16 protein-coding genes and 1 pseudogene are annotated in these 16,745 nt (G+C 47.0%); 1 reads left to right on the plus strand and 16 read right to left on the minus strand.

Annotation, left to right across the window (positions count from 1 at the left end):
- Positions 1–401: 401 nt before the first annotated feature.
- The 3 genes from DXA15_RS02810 to DXA15_RS02825 form a co-directional block, all read right to left on the minus strand.
- Positions 402–1,358: a FecR family protein gene (locus tag DXA15_RS02810; protein ID WP_128133053.1), complete on the minus strand. Its 957-nt coding sequence runs from the start codon at positions 1,356–1,358 to the stop codon at positions 402–404.
- Between the two features lie 42 nt (positions 1,359–1,400).
- Positions 1,401–1,976, minus strand: coding sequence for an RNA polymerase sigma-70 factor (locus tag DXA15_RS02815; RefSeq protein ID WP_128133054.1), 576 nt, complete (start codon positions 1,974–1,976; stop codon positions 1,401–1,403).
- A gap of 567 nt (positions 1,977–2,543) precedes the next feature.
- The gene (locus tag DXA15_RS02825) at positions 2,544–3,002 is read right to left on the minus strand and encodes a glucosaminidase domain-containing protein (protein WP_128133056.1); all 459 of its coding nucleotides are present in this window, start codon (positions 3,000–3,002) and stop codon (positions 2,544–2,546) included.
- A gap of 100 nt (positions 3,003–3,102) precedes the next feature.
- Here DXA15_RS02825 and DXA15_RS02830 point away from each other — a divergent pair, with 100 nt between their 5' ends.
- Complete coding sequence (locus tag DXA15_RS02830) at positions 3,103–3,354, plus strand: DUF4248 domain-containing protein (RefSeq protein ID WP_128133057.1); 252 nt, start codon at positions 3,103–3,105, stop codon at positions 3,352–3,354.
- A gap of 24 nt (positions 3,355–3,378) precedes the next feature.
- Here the strand turns inward: DXA15_RS02830 and DXA15_RS02835 are convergent, their stop codons facing one another.
- From DXA15_RS02835 to DXA15_RS02895, 13 genes and pseudogenes are all read right to left on the minus strand, one after another.
- On the minus strand, positions 3,379–3,765 hold the full coding sequence (locus DXA15_RS02835) for an HU family DNA-binding protein (protein ID WP_233566713.1): 387 nt from the start codon (positions 3,763–3,765) through the stop codon (positions 3,379–3,381).
- 317 nt (positions 3,766–4,082) lie between these two features.
- Complete coding sequence (locus DXA15_RS25815) at positions 4,083–4,586, minus strand: hypothetical protein (protein ID WP_233566715.1); 504 nt, start codon at positions 4,584–4,586, stop codon at positions 4,083–4,085.
- On the minus strand, positions 4,526–5,578 hold the full coding sequence (locus DXA15_RS02845; RefSeq protein WP_233566719.1) for a CHC2 zinc finger domain-containing protein: 1,053 nt from the start codon (positions 5,576–5,578) through the stop codon (positions 4,526–4,528). The genes DXA15_RS25815 and DXA15_RS02845 overlap by 61 nt, the downstream gene beginning before the upstream one ends.
- Before the next feature lie 4 nt (positions 5,579–5,582).
- Positions 5,583–7,010 (minus strand): DnaB-like helicase C-terminal domain-containing protein, encoded by a 1,428-nt coding sequence (locus DXA15_RS02850; protein ID WP_128133058.1) that lies wholly within the window; start codon positions 7,008–7,010, stop codon positions 5,583–5,585.
- On the minus strand, positions 7,007–7,483 hold the full coding sequence (locus DXA15_RS02855) for a hypothetical protein (protein ID WP_128133059.1): 477 nt from the start codon (positions 7,481–7,483) through the stop codon (positions 7,007–7,009). The genes DXA15_RS02850 and DXA15_RS02855 overlap by 4 nt, the downstream gene beginning before the upstream one ends.
- A 371-nt stretch (positions 7,484–7,854) precedes the next feature.
- Complete coding sequence (locus tag DXA15_RS02860) at positions 7,855–8,310, minus strand: hypothetical protein (protein WP_128133060.1); 456 nt, start codon at positions 8,308–8,310, stop codon at positions 7,855–7,857.
- A gap of 293 nt (positions 8,311–8,603) precedes the next feature.
- Positions 8,604–8,828, minus strand: coding sequence for a DeoR family transcriptional regulator (locus DXA15_RS02865; RefSeq protein ID WP_128133061.1), 225 nt, complete (start codon positions 8,826–8,828; stop codon positions 8,604–8,606).
- A 42-nt stretch (positions 8,829–8,870) separates the two neighbouring features.
- Positions 8,871–8,960, minus strand: a pseudogene (locus DXA15_RS27855) (helix-turn-helix domain-containing protein); the annotation flags it as partial.
- Positions 8,957–10,192 (minus strand): glycoside hydrolase family protein, encoded by a 1,236-nt coding sequence (locus tag DXA15_RS02875; protein ID WP_233566720.1) that lies wholly within the window; start codon positions 10,190–10,192, stop codon positions 8,957–8,959. The pseudogene DXA15_RS27855 and the gene DXA15_RS02875, both read right to left, overlap by 4 nt.
- Before the next feature lie 16 nt (positions 10,193–10,208).
- Positions 10,209–12,632 carry a glycoside hydrolase family 3 N-terminal domain-containing protein gene (locus tag DXA15_RS02880; RefSeq protein WP_128133064.1) on the minus strand — a complete coding sequence of 808 codons (2,424 nt, stop codon included), beginning with the start codon at positions 12,630–12,632 and terminating at the stop codon, positions 10,209–10,211.
- A gap of 18 nt (positions 12,633–12,650) precedes the next feature.
- Complete coding sequence (locus tag DXA15_RS02885; RefSeq protein ID WP_128133065.1) at positions 12,651–14,990, minus strand: GH92 family glycosyl hydrolase; 2,340 nt, start codon at positions 14,988–14,990, stop codon at positions 12,651–12,653.
- A 134-nt stretch (positions 14,991–15,124) separates the two neighbouring features.
- Positions 15,125–15,799 (minus strand): SGNH/GDSL hydrolase family protein, encoded by a 675-nt coding sequence (locus DXA15_RS02890; RefSeq protein WP_128133066.1) that lies wholly within the window; start codon positions 15,797–15,799, stop codon positions 15,125–15,127.
- A gap of 53 nt (positions 15,800–15,852) precedes the next feature.
- On the minus strand, positions 15,853–16,725 hold the full coding sequence (locus DXA15_RS02895) for a GDSL-type esterase/lipase family protein (protein ID WP_233566721.1): 873 nt from the start codon (positions 16,723–16,725) through the stop codon (positions 15,853–15,855).
- Positions 16,726–16,745 lie beyond the last annotated feature (20 nt).

Here is a 16,745-nt window from a genome sequence, read left to right on the forward strand (position 1 = left end):
ATGTAGACAGCGACCTGTTACACGAGGATCTGTCACTTCTGAAAAATAATTAGAGGTATTCATTTTGCAATGATAAACTTTTTAGAGGAATTTTGGTGCGGTCGCCCTGGACAAAAAGCCCCACTCTTGATATTTTTCCATATTTTTGTGTATTATTTTAAGTTTGAAGTCTTTCCGTTACTGTTTTGCCGACGTTGCCGGAAGGACTGAAATGAATAATAGTTCGGGAGGTGCCTCGCATTTCCCGAATTTTTCTTTAGGCTGATCAGTAGGGTGGTTCCATGGTTCTGTTATTTTAAAGTTAAACATCAGGGATTGTTATTTAGGGTAAATACGGATAACCTGTCCTTCCATCCTGTACCGGAACTTATTATACTGCCCCAAAGGTTTCAGCACTTTTTCTATAGTATTCTCCAGTACAAAACTTCCTGTAAAATAGCCTGGGCTAGTTTTTCATCTTCAATCAGGATCGTGACGTCATAAAGACGTTCCAACTCCGCTACGACTTCGGAGAAAGGCTTATCCTTGAATTTATAAAGTCCCTTCGTCCAAGCCAGTTGGAAGTCTTCATCTCCCCGATAGGTCGTAATAACTCCGCTCTGCCTGTCGATCCGGGCAGTCTCGCTCGGCCGCAGGACCTGTTCGTTACAGACAACGCCTTCCGTATCATAGGAAGTCAGAAACACTTTTCCGGAAATAAGGGAAGTAGTCGAATAATCCATGTCCGGATAAGCCTTAACGTTAAAGACAGTTCCCAGAACTTTTATATCATATCCTTTCAGCCGGACGACAAACGGCTTTTGTTCATTCTTTGCCACCTCAAAATAACCTTCTCCCTCCAACATGACAGTCCGTTCCTTCTGATCAAACCGTGTCGGATACTGAATCGTCGTTCCGGCATTCAGCAGCACCTTTGTCCCGTCCGGCAAGAACAAGGAACTTTTCCCACTGCCTTTTTCCACCACAAACCGGGTATAGCTATCCTGGGGTACTGCCCGCAGACTTTTATTCTGATAATAAAAATATTGTCCTGCCAGTAATACAGCCAGTAAAAAGACTGCGGCATACGACCACAAGGTGGTAATATTCCTGATTGTCGGACCTTTCAGCTTTGTCGCAGGTATTTCCGAATCTATCTTCTGCCTCATCTTTTCCCAGCTGGCATCTATCGGATACTTCAATGCATCGACCTGTACAGACAAAGAGTCATAAATTGCTTTCAGCCGTGCCAGTTCATTCTTCTTGTCTTCCGACTTCCTGACAACCTCCAGCAATTGTTGTAAAGACTGAGCATCAGCCGTACCCTGAAGATATCGGATCAACAACTCCTCAAAATCGATATGTTCTTTATTATCCATGATTTTTGCATTTCTATACTCAAAACGTGCTTTATCCTGTATTTACTTACTCAAAAGAGAAAAAAATAAACTAAGTAGGGTCAGTGCACTGCGGAGCATTTTCAGGGCTTTATACAATTGTGCCTCCACAGTCCGTTGTGATATACATTTCTCACGGGCAATCTCTGCCGATTTTTTCCCGTCAATATAAGATTCAAGAAATATCTCCCTGCATTTTGGTGGCAATTTATTCACTTCCCTGAAAAGAGCATCCAGGTTATTATTTTCTTCTGCATAATAAAAAGGCTGGTCGGAACAGGAAAGGATCTCCACTTCCAGGTTCTTTTTATAGTAATCGATATATCCAAGCTTCACTTCTTCATGTCTCAACACGTCCAGACAGGAATTTCTGAGAGAAGCAAACAGGAAGTAACGAAGTTCCGATGCCTTAACACATAAAAAGAGCTTCTGATTCCACACTTTCAAAAACAATTCCTGCACCAGGTCCTCCGCCACAGACATACTGACATAGCGTGCCGCTGTAGCCACTAAATCAGGGGTATAAGCGACATAAATCTTTTTAAATAATTCCACCTCGTCCTGTGGCTTCAGCTTTCCCTTTTCTCCACTCGCTCTCATAAGATTAGAATCATCGGTATAACAATATTCAGTACGAAAACGATCTGAATAGTTTATTTACTTACTTCTTTACCAAATAAATTATCATGATGTATATTATTATTACAAAGTTAGTCCCCCATTCCCCCGCAAAAAATAGCATATAATTGCCAATTCAGTGGATTATTTTGTACAAATAGGGCTGCATTCACCCATTCGGATACATGCAGCCCTATACCTTATCAACAGAACAGTTTCAACGCCACTGCTCCAATCAACAGCCACCCCATCAAATTGCCGGCCGTGATTGCCGGAGGAGGTTCCTCTAATGCGGATTCTGCGGTGTATGAGTCCCCGGCGGACTCCCCGGACGAATGATCGACAAGATCGCGCCGATGGCAGCCAGTGCCACCTCCGTCTGCTTCAGAAGAAGCGACAACAGTACTATCAGCGCCAGCCACGGGATCGCCTGGGCTGCTGTGCCTCCCTTTCAGGCCACGGGGAAACAGGGCCTGCACCAGGGATAAAAGGAAATTACAAACGATACGAAGTGTTTTCATACGATAAAAATTTACTGGTAGAAGACAATCAACACACCGGTGCTTTGATCAGCTTGCCGATCGCAACCGACAGACGGTCGAGCAAATGACAGTAAGCGGTCCGGTTATCGCCGTTTACTTCGCTGATATATTTGCTGTACGCAATTTCATGCGCAAAAGCAGAAGGATAATAACTGACTGCGGCAGCGGCCGGATAAGCCGTAACGATCAGCCGGGCATAATCCAGAAAGCTACTCTGCGTATCGGGATACTTGCGGAAAGACAATCCGCGCGGGGCTAATTCCACCCGGCAACCGTGCCAGAACTCGTTGGACGGGCCATATCCGGTAATACCGAACAGGTTACGATGTAATTTCGCCAGGTTACTTTCATTCCATCCCGACTCGATGGCAGCCTGTGCCAACATAACGACCGGATTCAGATGGAACCGTTTCTCCGCAACTTCGGCTTCCGGAAGGAAACGTTTTACAAACTCATATTTTGTCATGGAAAATTCAATTTAGCCGGATAAAACATCGCATAAAGCTTGACATTCAAAGAATAATTCACTATATTTGAGACAGTAAACCATCCAAAAACAGTATATTATGAATACAGATGAACAGACTGCCGAATCCGATTACGGGAAAGAACGGTCATGGGGTTACCAGGAACTGGCTATCCTCTATTTCCCGCATGTCAAACCCGAAAGTGCCTCCAGGCAACTCGCCCGCTGGATAGGGATCAGCCAGGAACTATTGTCCCAGCTTAGAGCCAATGGCTGGAAACCCGGGCGTAAGCTACTGACGCCTAAACAGGCAGCCTGTATCTTCCGCCACCTGGGACCACCGGGATGCTGACAGACTGCATCCCGGCTACGATGCCTATTCTATTTCCGGACGATCTCCGCCACCGCTGCCACTCCCCGAATCCGGTTCGTTCTTATCGAGCACCATACGCTCCACCTTCAACTTCTTGGTCAGCTCCAACAGGGTCTTGCCCGGACGGAAGACGACACGCGGCCGCCTCACCAAATCTGTGGTAAACTCCTTTTTCGTAGGCGACCCCTTACTCCCCAGCACTGCCTGGAAATAACCCAGGTCACCCAGCTGGATCGTCTGCCCGTCCTGTAACTTCTGCTTTACCACAAACAGAAGCCCATCGAGCACCAGCTTCACATCACCGGCGGTAGCTGCCGAACGGTCGGCAATGATATCACACAAACCAGCCAGGTCGCACATTCCATTCGAACTGCTCGCTGCATAAAACAACTTTGCGTCGCTGCCGCCCCTTTGGTCATATCCTTCCGCAATACCAATCGATACTTTACTGACATAATTTTACGATTTAAAAAGTTACTGAATCTGTTTTACTCTCTCTTGTAATATTACATCGTAAAGATACGCCCCGCCAGAAAGGCGCAGTCCGCCATTGTCGGTGGCTGTCGGCGGTTGTACTTGTTTGTCGGTATTTCTACTTGTTTGTCGTATTTGCGAGATAATCGGTATCGGCAATCCCAGGAGAACGCAAAGCGTTCTATGAAAGGCCTCATCTGGTGAGCGTGAAGCGAAGCATCCGGTAACATTCACTATAACCACCTCCTCTCCACCACCGGCGTGCGCTGCAGGTCTTCCCCCAGGCGGACCAGCAGGGAAATATGGCGGGAAAGGTCTGCCAGTAAGGCGGGACGGAAGCCGTCGGCAGGCGTTGCCGCCCGGAGCTGTCCGTTCAGGCAGGCGGTTTCGCTCAGGATACGTTCTTCGTAATACTCCAGGCGGAAATGTCCGGCCAATTCATGACAGACCGTACCTTCCTCTTCACTCAACAGGGATGCCGGTACTCCGGCTGGAAGCGGCAGCTCCGGAAGAAGACCGGAAAGGATTTCCGCCAACAGGGATTCGGGGACCGGCAGGTCGGAAACAGCCACACCCTGCGCCGTGAAATGCAATAAATTCCGATACGTCTCCGAGGTAAACGACAGATCGTCCTCCTCCAGCATCCGTTCCACATGCGAGGCGACTTCGGGATATTTCAGGCAGAAGGCCAGCAGACGTTTCTCCCCTTTCCCCACCTCTTCCGTAAGCAGTTGCATATACCGGTTAAAGCCATCACGCCCCAGCCGGCGGAACAACTCGTCGGCATCCTTCGCCGTGGGCAACAGCAGGCTGTCCAGGGATAGCCGCCGGGAGGCTGCGCCAACAAACGCTCCGTTGCCGACCGCCCGGCCGGATCGTTATCCAGCAAAAGGACCGCCCGCCCACAAAAGCCACGCAACACCTCCGCCTGTCCTTCCGTAAAAGCCGTACCGCCCAAGGCTACCGTATTGGTCAACCCCCCCGCATGCATCGCCAGCGTATCCTTATACCCTTCGGTCAGGTAGGCAAACCCTTCCCGGCGGATCGCCTCCGCAGCCCGGTGGATACCGTACAACATCCGGCTCTTGTCAAACCAAAGGCTGTTCGGGCTATTCACGTATTTAGGCTCCTCCTCCGAAGCCGCCATCGGACGCCGCCCGCCGAAACCGGTCAACCCGCCAGCCGCATTATAGATGGGAAAAACGATACGGTTACGCAGGTAACGATAGTCATCGGGTACAAACACCGTTGCCTGCGCCACACCGAAGTCGAGCCAGGTAGCCGACAATTCCGTATGGCCCGAAGCACAGGGGACCAGGGAGGATAAAAAACAAACATTCGCCTCCATCCCCCGTTTCCGGACAAGTTCCTGTTCCGGGGTCACTTCCGGAGTCACTTTCGGGGTCGGCTCAGGCACAGCCTGCTTCGTCTGCTCCTGTACGTTCCGGGTTGCCGGGGTCGCTTCGGCACGGCTATCCCCGCCCAGGCGCTTCACCGCCTCGGCAAAGGAGCAATGCTCCAGCCCCATCACCAACCCGACCACATCACCTCCCGCCCCGCAGGCATGGCATTTGAAATACTGTCCGCCCACATGGATGCCGAGCGAAGGATGATGGTCGTCATGGAAAGGACAAAGCATCTTGTAATTGGCTCCGGAACGCAGTAAGGTTCCGTAGCGTGCCGCCACCCGTTCTATCGGATTGGCGGCTTTCAGTTGTTGCATGTTCATGATCTTATTTTTTATACGGATAAATCTGTGTCAGACTGTCGTTGTAACGGAAACGCACTTCGCCGGTGCCGCCGTTACGGTTCTTGATGACGAAAAAGCGGCCCACATGATAAAATGATTCGCGGGTAACAGGATCACTCAGTTCGCCATACTGTTCCGGACGGTAGACCATCGCAATGCTGTCGGCGATCTGTTCGATCTCGCCCGAGTTGCGCAGGTCGCTCATCACCGGGATATGGTCGGTGCGCGTTTCGCAGTTACGGTTCAGCTGTGCCAAGACCAGGCAGGCGACGTTCTGTTCCATGGATACAGTCTTCAATCCTCCCGCCACTTCGCCCAGGGCCAGGTCCATCGTGTCCTTCACCTCTCCCCGGTCGGCATTGACGTTGACCAGGTTCAGATAATCCACGATCATCAGGTCCAGCTTATGCTTGCGGTTCAGCACCATGCATCGCGCCCGTATCTCCGCCAACCCGCAACCGCTGCAATAATTGAGGAAAAGAGGCAGCTTGCGCAGTTCGGCTGCCGCCTTATCCAGCCGCTGCCGGTCACCGGCATCCATCAATTTAAAACGCAGCTTGTCCGGTTCCACGCCACTCAACGTGCATAACAGGCGGCTGATCAGCTGGCGTTCGGTCATTTCCAGGCTGAAGAAACAGACCTTCTTTCCCTGCCGGGCCGCCGCCAACGCCATGTGAAGGGCCAGCGCCGTCTTCCCCATCGACGGACGCCCGGCGAGCACGAGCAGTTCGCCACGGTAAAGTCCGCCCAGATAATGGTCGAACTCGTCGATGCCGGTAGTGATCTGCAATTGCTCGCCTGCACGACGCCGCTCCTGCTCGTCATAAATCTCCGCCAGCACCCGGTCGCCCACTTCGGCCGCCGTACGGGTGGTGCTATGCACGGCAAATTCCTCTTCCAGCTTCTCCAGGTCCTTTCGCGAAGCATTGAGCCACGCCATCACGTCGACACCCGGTTCACGCGCTTCAATCATACGCGCAGTCATCCCGGCAATGGCCTGCCGCAACACCCAGCAACGGATCACCCAGGCAGCATACGTCTTGATGAAACGGGCATTGCGCACCTTCAACATGCCATCGGCAATAAAAGCCAACCCGTTCAGTTGCGCGGCATGCTCCGGGTCGATCCGTCGCATCTCCCGCTCCACACTCAACATATCGATATCCGCCTCATGCTGGTAAAGTGCCAGCATCGCCCGGTAAACCAGGCAATAAGCAGGATTGGTAAACATCTCCGGGCGCAGGTGGTTGCCCACTTCGCAAATGGCAGTGCTCTGCGTCAGGATGGCCAATACGACGGCCTGTTCCATCTCTTCGGACGAAGGCATCCCATTGTCTGTACTCATGTAATTGCCGGCTGCGACACTGACTGTCTTCGGTTGTCCGGCGTTTTTCGGTTGTTCGTTTTTCATGATTCTTTATCTTTAAATCTGTTATAATTCGGTCGGCTGGCAGGCGGAGTACGAGGCTTCGCAGGCTTGGCGGGAGGCGGCTCTTTTCCGTCGGAAGCAGGAACATCTTTCGGAACTCCTGCCGGAGGAAATTGCACGAAGGTAAAATGACCGTCGTAACGTATACGGATGTTCCCCTCTTCTGCCAGCAGCTTGATCAAGCGGCTGATAGTCGTCCGCGCCACCCCGGTCTTCTGTTCCAGCTGCCGGTAGGTGGTCACCCACTCCCCTTTACGGCAAGGCATCCTCTGCCCGTTGACTACGATCTCGCCATCCGCGAAATAAACATGTTTCAGCAAACAGAGGTAAATACGTGCCTTGTTACGCCGCTCCGGTTCATCGGAGTAAAAGTCGTCCAGCCAATAATTGGGGACGCACAAAAACCCTTTCTTTCTTTTTTCGGGGTTAACACTCTGATAATCTTCATCTTTCATCTCTTACGATTTAAGTTAAACAATCATGTTACAGGCTGGGACAGTCACCTGGACAGGGACGGGACAGCACCACAGTTGCGTAAATCTCTCATTTTCAAATACTCTACCCTACACAAACGAAACCTTTGGGACAGTCGTGGGACAGTCGGCCGGACACTCTTATTAATATATAAAGAATATCTTATATAAAGACTCTTATAAAGGTTTCCTCTTTCATCGTTTAAAAGATCACGGAGGCAAAGGTAGTAAACGGGAAAAGGCAAAAGAGTATAATTTTATTGCAGCTAAGACCGTAAAAAAGAAGGTATCCGAAAGAAAAACGGCCGTTTTTAACTTACTGTTTACTGTTGATTATTTTATGTACAGACCGGTTATTTGTCCTTGTATGATTTGATTTTTTTATACAGTATACTTTCCCTGAGGGTATTGGCGCGCAACTTTCTCTGGAAGGTCGACAAGGAGAATTTCGTTTTGAAAACGGCATTAAGATTTCGGCCTAAATGATCTGAAGAACAATCTATTACCCCTAAATTCAGGGTAACATGCATCAGGTCGATTAAAAATTCCGGTTGTCTTACCGGGATCAGTTGATGATCGAAAATCAGGTGTGAACAGCCGCAGTTTCCGGCGATCTGTTGTCCATAAGTTTCAAAAAAAAGGTTCGTGAAACATTGTTTCAACTCGTTCTTTTCCTCATGCGTTTCCAGCAGAAAACGTGCGCATTCCTGCAAAAAAGTCATATTATTATCCATCATTTCTACATGTATTTTAAACTGCTTGAACGAGCGATAGTACCCGCCACAAAGATGTGTAATTTGCTTTTCCATTCGACTAATTTATTATAGCCTTTTTCTTCCGGAGCCCTTACCGAATAAAGGTACAAGGCAATTACACAACTTGTCCGGATTTTTGTTGACAATTTGTTGACAAATGCGACAAAGCGGATTTGAGATGCGACAATATGGTCTAATCGGTTGTAGCACAGTAGTGCTGATACAAGTAGGACTATAGTGCCGGATAAGGCAGCACTATAGTCCTACTTGTATCAGATTGTCTCAAAATTATGTGCAAAGAATAATTAGTCAAGCATATAATATAACTATCAAGTTTATTTTGTGTATTATCCCATTGTTATTAGTATTTGCCACAAGCCATCATTATCTTTACCCTCACGCATTAAGACTCCCTTATTTTTTAATGTAGAAAGATCGCGTTCTACTGTGCGTTGGCTCACCGACAAAGTCTCCGACATTTTCTTGGCGGTGATTGTCGGTAACTCTTTTATAAGATTAAGCATTTTCATCTGTCGCTCTGTGAGTTTAGTCTCCGTCATGCTCTCCGACATTCATTACAGTAAGGCGGTCATCATAAATATCAAGATGAACCTCACTCCCCATAACAGGGAACCGCCCAAACCATTGGCAAAAGCACTTATACTCTTTACCCAACTCTTGGGCTTCCTTTCTTCAAGCATCAATTTAAAATCGTATGCGGTGCATTCTGCTGCCTCACTATCGGAATCTGTATATTAAACGAACTACCATCTTTCTTCTGATTCAACGGAGTGATGGAACAGGCGGAATAAAGGACTATAGGGTCATCGTTCTCATCTAAAAACAATTGGGGACGTTCGAGACGGTCCACATCGACATGTTCGCCATTCTTCAGGATAATCTCCTTGTTCATAAATAAAGAGTGCTCGGGCAAATCCCAATGAAGCCCGTCTTTTGAATACATGATAGCCAGACCGGGCTTACCTTGAGTAAATCCTCCGGTAAAATCTTTGAAGACGGCATAGAAACATCGGTCTTTCCGGTGATACCAAACATACGGGTCTTCTGCATTCAACTTCTGTGCCGTGCCTGTTTCAAATTCAAAGACATTATCGTCCAATACCCGGAAAGGGCCGGCGGGTTCATCGGAGATGGCCACCCCATGCACACCACGCCAGCCGGGGTCATAGACATTCCCTTTAAAATAAAGGAAATATTTCCGGTTTGTCGGACAATAAACGACAGCCGGATTCACCATGATAAGGTTATCCGGTTTCACCGCTGTTCCTTCCGGAGACGGCTCCAACACATTATTCGGTTTTACCCGCGAACGGGGAATAAGCAACGGTTGTTCATTACAGGTATATTTACCCTCCAGCAATTCTTTTATGGAGTTAAAACACAGCACTCCCAGTTTCTGGTTTTGCTGGATACGGTCCCTTTTACTCAGCGTCCCTTTTATACGGGCATCCTCTCCCGGGTCTACCGAACCGCAGTAATACAGGTAATATTTCCCATTAAAGCGCTTGATATGTGTATTCGAAACGGTCTGGGCATCCCACGAACTCCGGTCCGGAGTATAGCCGTCCTTATTATAGACAAAACCAATATTTTTGTATCCCCCATAAGGAGAATCGGAAACAGCGACCCCTATCTTCGACCCTAACAGCCAGGCATCGACAAAAGGCGGCTGCCCAGGCCCAGACTCCATGGCAGAATAAAACAGATAGTATCTTCCATCCTCTTCCGCCCGGATAGCCGAACCACACCAGACAAAATGGCCCTCCAACGAAAATGCCGAAAAACCGACAGGGAACTCCGAATCACCGCGTTGCACAACCTCCATGTCAACAGGTCCGGCCTGGTAGGTGTGTTGAGACCAGCCTTGTGTCATACAGAGAAGAGAAAGACACACGATAGCTAACCTTTTCTTCATATCCATTCTTTTTAAATTATTTCTCCAACGTAAACCGCTTTTCCAAACGGATATCTTCCGAACTGCTACCGATACAAACCATAAAGTCGCCCGGTTCTACCGTCCACTTCATATTTATATCCAATAATTCCAAATCAGAAGGCTTCAAAACAAAAGTAACTGTTTTCGTTTCTCCCGGTTTCAGATGCACGCGTTCAAAGCCTCGCAACTGAGAGACATACGTAGTGACACTGCTATACAAATCTTTGATATATAGCTGAACGACTTCATCTCCTTCCCGTGAACCGGTATTCGGTACGTTTACAGTCACCTGTATGTTAGATTTCGTATGTCCTTTCTCAGGTGTGACGACCAAATTGGAGTAGGAAAAAGTGGTATAACTCAATCCATAGCCAAAAGGATACAATGCACCATAAACAGCCGTCTTCCCAAAGCCATTCGGTCCTTCTGAAGCTTGTTCCTCATGTGCCCCCGGTTTAAAAGGGAAATTATATTCAATCTGCCCGATCGTTTTAGGAAAAGTGACCGGCAATTTTCCGCCGGGGTTATAATCGCCGAACAATACTTCAGCAATGGCATTTCCACCCCAAGCATTGGGGAACCAAGCCTCCAGAATAGCCGGTATAAACCGGTCCTCCCAGCAGATTGTTAAAGGTTGTCCATTAATTAAAACCAAGACAACCGGTTTGCCAGTCTTTTGTAATGCTTGTATTAACTGAAATTGTCGCCCAGGCAGATTCAAACCTGTACGAGAATTATTTTCGCCACAGCGAGCTGCATCCTCCCCCAATACGGCAATCACGACATCCGAAGATTTAGCCTGTTCTACCGCTTGGGATATTAAATCTTGTTCTGCATCAGTCAAAGGGGTAGGGATTATTTCACTTTCCGGCCAAGTTGCATCCACGACCTCACATCCCTGTGAATAAAGTACTTCTATATCTTTTCCGACAGCGTTGCCAATTCCCTCCAAAACATTGGTAACATCCAGATTCTGCGCCCCATATCTGCTGATATAGGCAGTCGTATCAACAGCCAAAGGTCCTGTTACCAGAATACGTTTCAGCTTTGTCCTATCCAGCGGAAGAAGTTGGTTTTCATTTTTCAACAGAACCAACGATTCGCGTGCCATGCGTTTTACAAACTCCATCGACTCCGGTGCCGCTACTATTTTATCCGCCGCTTTAGTATCCTCCACATAAGGAGTATCAAACAACCCTAACTGAAACTTTACACGTAAGACATCAGCCACATTCCGGTCTATCGTTTCCATTGACAAACGGCCTTCGCGGACAAGCTTACGCACGGGCAAAATAAACGTTTCAGGTTCGGTGAAATTGGTCCGGACGTTCATACCGGCTTCTACTTCCATACGATAAGCCTCCTCCATGCTTTCAGCGACATTATGTTTGGAATGCGTATATTCAGCCGCATCGCTATCAGATACAATATATCCTCTGAAACCGTATTCGCCACGTAGTAAATCCGTTAGAAAATAATGGCTAGCACAAATAGGAACCCCATCATAATCATTATAACTGCTCATCACTCCCATCGGTTTCGACTCTTTCACAATCTTCCGGTACGGGTAAAGGTGAATCTGATGCATCTCACGCATAGCCACATGCGGGTCGGTCCGGGCATATCCGTCACGTCCTCCTTTGGGAACACTATATACAGCATAATGTTTTAACGTAGATGCTACTCCTTTTTCCTGGATACCTTCTACCATTTGTTGCCCGAGCTGGGCTACCAAAAAAGGATCTTCACCGTAACATTCCAGTACTCTTCCCCAACGCTGATCGCGGGCGACATCCAGAATAGGCGCATACACATTCGTATACCCTAAAGCTTTTGCTTCTTTTCCTACGATTTGTCCGGCTTCACGCACCAATGTTTTATTCCAGGTACTACCGATAGAAATAGGAGCTGGCAGCGGGGTGGAGCGATCATGGTTTAAACCATGGATCCCTTCATTCGAAAAATCGACAGGTATTCCCAAACGCGTTTCTTCCACAAACCAGCGTTGTACCTCATTAATCGCTTCAGCATGCCTACTGTATGGAAAAGAATATTGAGTAGAGACCAGCCCGTTCAAATGTTCATCGATGTTGGCAATCCCATCTTTCCAGATTGCATTTTTCCATTCACGTGTTGGCAGATCATCTTTCAAAACCCGCTTATAGCCATACAATGTAGCCAGTTGGCATGTTTTTTCCTCCAAGGTCATTTGTGACAACAAATCATCAATACGTTTATCGATGCTTTGTCCAGGATCTTCATAAATATCTTTCTTGCCGTTCTTATTAAAGTCAATCCAGCCTTTTTTATAGATTTCTCTTTTAGCAGGATATATCTTTTGTGATTCGAACTTGGTTTGAGCGTACAATGCCAACGGGCAACAACAGCCGATCGCCAATAATACTGATCTTATTTTCATCTTATCATTTATAAATACTTAATTTCCCCAATTCTTATTCGGCTCAGGCCCCAGTTCAATTTCCAGTAGTCCCCCCTTTACCAATTCGGAATGAGGGAAGTGAAAACTGTTCAGAGCCTGACCGTTCAGACATACCGATTGTATATAAACGTTTTCTTTTGAATTGTTTTTAACCGCGATAACGAACTCTTTCCCCGGATAATACCGGTTGTCCAGCTGAATGGTTATCTTGTCAAAAACAGGCGAAGTTATTTCGTAACGAGGTTCCACGGAGGCTCCTCCCTGTACATCAAACAGACCGATTGCCATCAAAACACCCAGAGCTCCCATCTGTCCCTGGTCTTCATCCCCGTTATAGCCTCCGTAAGGGGTTATATCACCAAACACATCCTGCTTGATTCTTCGTACCCAGTACTGGGTGAGCCAGGGAGCACCGGCATGGCTGAACAAATGAGCCATATGCAAGGAAGGCTGGTTTTCATAATCGACCCAATTACGAGCATGGCTTCCATGTGGAGTAATAAAATTAGTAGGAGCAGCCAACTCAAACTGCCGGTTCAATTTGTTCACAAACGAATCCTTTCCTCCGATCAAATAAATTAAATCCGGCATATTTTGCGGCACATAATACGTAAAGATAGCGGCATTACTCTCTACGAATCCCGGCATGTTAAACCCTTCCCCCACCGGTGCAAAATCTTTCAACCAACTTCCGTCTTTCATACGAGGTCTCATCCAGCCAGCCTGAGGGTCAAACATGTAACGGTAATTAAATGAACGGTTATAATACTTTCGGTATATACTGTCATTCCCCATTCCTTTGGCTAATTGGGACAAACACCAATCCTGGTAAGCAAAGAAAAGCGTCATCGCACATCCTTCCCGATGACCGCCATTGCCCTTTATTCCTTCAGGAACAAAACCTTTTTCAACATAATGCGTCATATAGTCGTTCACTTCCGTCTCATATCCGGCATGGTCGCGTATACCACCCGGTTCGGCGTTTTTGATACTACCTTCCAGTGCGGCATCCAAATCAAAATCACGTATGCCTTTATTATAAGCAGCGGCAATCAACGGGATTGCCTGGTCGCCCACCATGACATACGTATAGTTTCCACCACTGGGTCCACGGGCAATCAAGCCACCGGTGGGATAGTAGCCGACCAAAGTCGACACGAAATCGCTCATTACTTTGGGATAAGCGATAGACCAGAGAATATTCAAGTTAAATTCCGATCCCCACAAACCGTCTGAGTTATATACCGTCCGTGTGGGTACCCCGTTCTCCAACGGGACTTGGCAAACCAACGATTTATCCCCTGTGTTGTCCGTGTATTTACCATTCACATCCGAATAGGTATGACGTCCCAACAAAACATGCCACAGGTCGGTGTAAAACTTGATACGCTCCTGCTCCGTACCCCCTTCGACTTTGATCTTTCCCAGTTCACGGTTCCATTCGGCATACGACTCCTTGACCACCCGATCGAAGTTCCAATGATCCAGCTCCGTATCCAAATTCAAGCGGGCTTGCTCTTCATCCACATACGACAAGGCAACTTTCATCAGCAAAGGCGACTTTCCCAACCGTTTGAAACGGGCATAACCGCCCACATGCTGTCCTTCCAATGCCTGTTTGCCGGTCAGTAGCTTTTCCTTCCCTTTCTGTTCCCAACCGCCAAATTCATCCATACGTTGGTTGAAGCGGGCGACAAAATAGACCGTACAGTTCTTTTTCCGCCTCATGGTAGGCGCCATTACAGCATATCCGGCAACCTCTTTGTCCGATACCTTCCGAATAGCCGCCTTCTCCATGGCTCCATGCCCCAAAAAGGCCCCGACATCCAGTAAAATATTAGCAGTCTCTCCTTTCGGAAACGTATACCGGTGCATCCCCACCCGGGAAGTCGAGGTCAGTTCCGCCGTTATGCCATACCTGTCCAATATCACCTTATGATACCCGGGCCTGACTATTTCCGTATCATGTGAAAAACGGGATTTACAAGCTTCCATGCCTTTATGCCCTTCCACATCACCAGTTGTCGGCATCACCGGAATACCCGAAATTTGCCAACAATGAACATGGCTGAAACATCTCACTTCGGTAGAGTCATACAAATATCCGGAGTTCCAACTCCCCTTCACCCAAGTATCCGGACTTAAACTAACCATTCCATAGGGCCGGCTAGCCGAAGAAAAATAAAACCAACGTGATTTATGGGAATCGATACGAGGTTCGACATAATCAACGGGCGTTTTTACCTGTTTGTCCCGGGCACTCAACTCTCCAAACGAGAAGATGAGCAAAAAGGAAATGGCACAAGACCAAAACAATTTACGACTTCTATAATTCATCTCTTACTTTTTTGATACAAAACAATACACATTACCTGAAATGACTTTTTCACTTATCCTAAACTCACGTATATCTTACCCCTCACACCATCGACTTCCATGGCATGCTACTGAAGAGGCATCGGTTCTCCGGATTACTTTATACCCAATTCTTTCAAGATAAAAGGTACCGTATACGTTTTCCATGCCAACGCCCGGGGATGTATACCATCCGGCACATATTTCAGGAACTCTTCTTCGCCTTGTTTTAATATGCCAGTCCAATACGCATAATGGTCGATAAGTTTCAATTTCCTTTTACGGGCTATTTTACGGTAAACATCATAATATGCATTGATATGCGGTCGTTTTTCCAAATGCTCCCGGATCGGCATATTCATAATTTGAAGAACAATTTCGCACTGCGGGTTCGCTTCCTTTATGCGGTCTATCATATATTCGACATTGATACGGCAAACCTCCAGAGAGGTATGATAAGGCAAATAGGCATCATTCATGCCAAATTCAATCAATACCATATCCGGTTTTTTCGACAACACCTTCTCGTCCAAATTTTGAACACCCCATGTCGACCACATTGCACTGCGGGCAGAGTTTATCACCTCCACGGCATCTGGGTAAATCGCATTGATGCTGTCTTGTAACATGGCAGGCCATGTCAGTGTACCGTCAGGAAGTGCACAAAGACTTGTCCCGTAAACAACAATCGTCTGCTTCTCTCCCTGCTTTATCCGGTTGACAACTTTCTTTTGTGACCAAGCACACAGCATTGTATGCAATGCCAACCATAAAAATAGAATTTTCCTCATGATATTATTCCTTATTATTATCTTTTCTCGACACCCCAAACGTTCCGAATACGTTAAAAATATTTCATTATTTCTTCAGCCACCACATGATGCCCTTTTGCATTTACATGATTCTGTTGGCTCATATAGTCATTGATACTTTTGCCCTCCTTTTCCAAAGCCTGAAAGCAAGCATAACTGTCTACCAATCCAACTTGATATTCATTTGCCAATCTCTTAATCATTGCAGTATGTTTTACCAAAGGAGATAAAGGATCCAGTAATTTTTCAGACAAGTCCGGCGTCGGTGTCAGTAGGATAACTTTTATATTTTGCTTTAATGCCATCTCTATCATTTTACGCCATGCTTTTTCACTTTTTTCCAATCCTACATATCGGTCATTCAAGGCATAATCAATAAACACAACATCCGGATGATGAGACAAGACCTCTTTCTTAAATCTTTTACAACCGGCAACAGAGTTTTCTCCACCAATAGAAGTGGTTATTACATTAGCAACTGCATAGGGATATTTATTTTTTAGCGAATGAAAAAACAAATGCGGATAAGCCGACAACGTATTTACAACCGGGGTCTTAAAAAAGCCACTAGGGACGCTATGCCCATGAAACACAAAATTAATCGTCCTGTTTTGAGGATATTTCCTAGACAATTGCTCTTTTACATCCGCCAAATAGCCCGTATTCATGCTCTCCCCGTCACTTGCCCCATCATCCGATTGATTAAAAGCGGCTGTCACTTGTTCACAGATACTCTTCATGCCAGCAATGGAGGGATGTCCCGATTGCTTTTCAATATCCCGTAGCTGCACATTGAGAATTCCATAGTGGCGACAAATTTTCTCCATGGAAGTGGTGATCTCTGCCGACAACATGCAAGCACACAATAGTTGAAATAACAGACAACTCAAAAATACACGTCTCATATAGACTATTTTTTTCATAC

The sequence above is a fragment of the Parabacteroides sp. AM58-2XD genome (genome assembly GCF_003463685.1).
Taxonomy (GTDB): domain Bacteria; phylum Bacteroidota; class Bacteroidia; order Bacteroidales; family Tannerellaceae; genus Parabacteroides; species Parabacteroides segnis.

Coding starts and splice junctions, on each gene's coding strand:
- DXA15_RS02815 (WP_128133054.1), bottom strand. CDS start 1,976: ATGAGAGCGAGTGGAGAAAAGGGAAAGCTGAAGCCACAGGACGAGGTG.
- DXA15_RS02880 (WP_128133064.1), bottom strand. CDS start 12,632: ATGAAAATAAGATCAGTATTATTGGCGATCGGCTGTTGTTGCCCGTTG.
- DXA15_RS02860 (WP_128133060.1), bottom strand. CDS start 8,310: ATGGAAAAGCAAATTACACATCTTTGTGGCGGGTACTATCGCTCGTTC.
- DXA15_RS02875 (WP_233566720.1), bottom strand. CDS start 10,192: ATGAAGAAAAGGTTAGCTATCGTGTGTCTTTCTCTTCTCTGTATGACA.
- DXA15_RS02825 (WP_128133056.1), bottom strand. CDS start 3,002: ATGACAAAATATGAGTTTGTAAAACGTTTCCTTCCGGAAGCCGAAGTT.
- DXA15_RS02855 (WP_128133059.1), bottom strand. CDS start 7,483: ATGAAAGATGAAGATTATCAGAGTGTTAACCCCGAAAAAAGAAAGAAA.
- DXA15_RS02865 (WP_128133061.1), bottom strand. CDS start 8,828: ATGTCGGAGAGCATGACGGAGACTAAACTCACAGAGCGACAGATGAAA.
- DXA15_RS02885 (WP_128133065.1), bottom strand. CDS start 14,990: ATGAATTATAGAAGTCGTAAATTGTTTTGGTCTTGTGCCATTTCCTTT.
- DXA15_RS02895 (WP_233566721.1), bottom strand. CDS start 16,725: ATGAGACGTGTATTTTTGAGTTGTCTGTTATTTCAACTATTGTGTGCT.
- DXA15_RS02830 (WP_128133057.1), top strand. CDS start 3,103: ATGAATACAGATGAACAGACTGCCGAATCCGATTACGGGAAAGAACGG.
- DXA15_RS02810 (WP_128133053.1), bottom strand. CDS start 1,358: ATGGATAATAAAGAACATATCGATTTTGAGGAGTTGTTGATCCGATAT.
- DXA15_RS25815 (WP_233566715.1), bottom strand. CDS start 4,586: ATGCAACTGCTTACGGAAGAGGTGGGGAAAGGGGAGAAACGTCTGCTG.
- DXA15_RS02850 (WP_128133058.1), bottom strand. CDS start 7,010: ATGAAAAACGAACAACCGAAAAACGCCGGACAACCGAAGACAGTCAGT.
- DXA15_RS02890 (WP_128133066.1), bottom strand. CDS start 15,799: ATGAGGAAAATTCTATTTTTATGGTTGGCATTGCATACAATGCTGTGT.
- DXA15_RS02845 (WP_233566719.1), bottom strand. CDS start 5,578: ATGAACATGCAACAACTGAAAGCCGCCAATCCGATAGAACGGGTGGCG.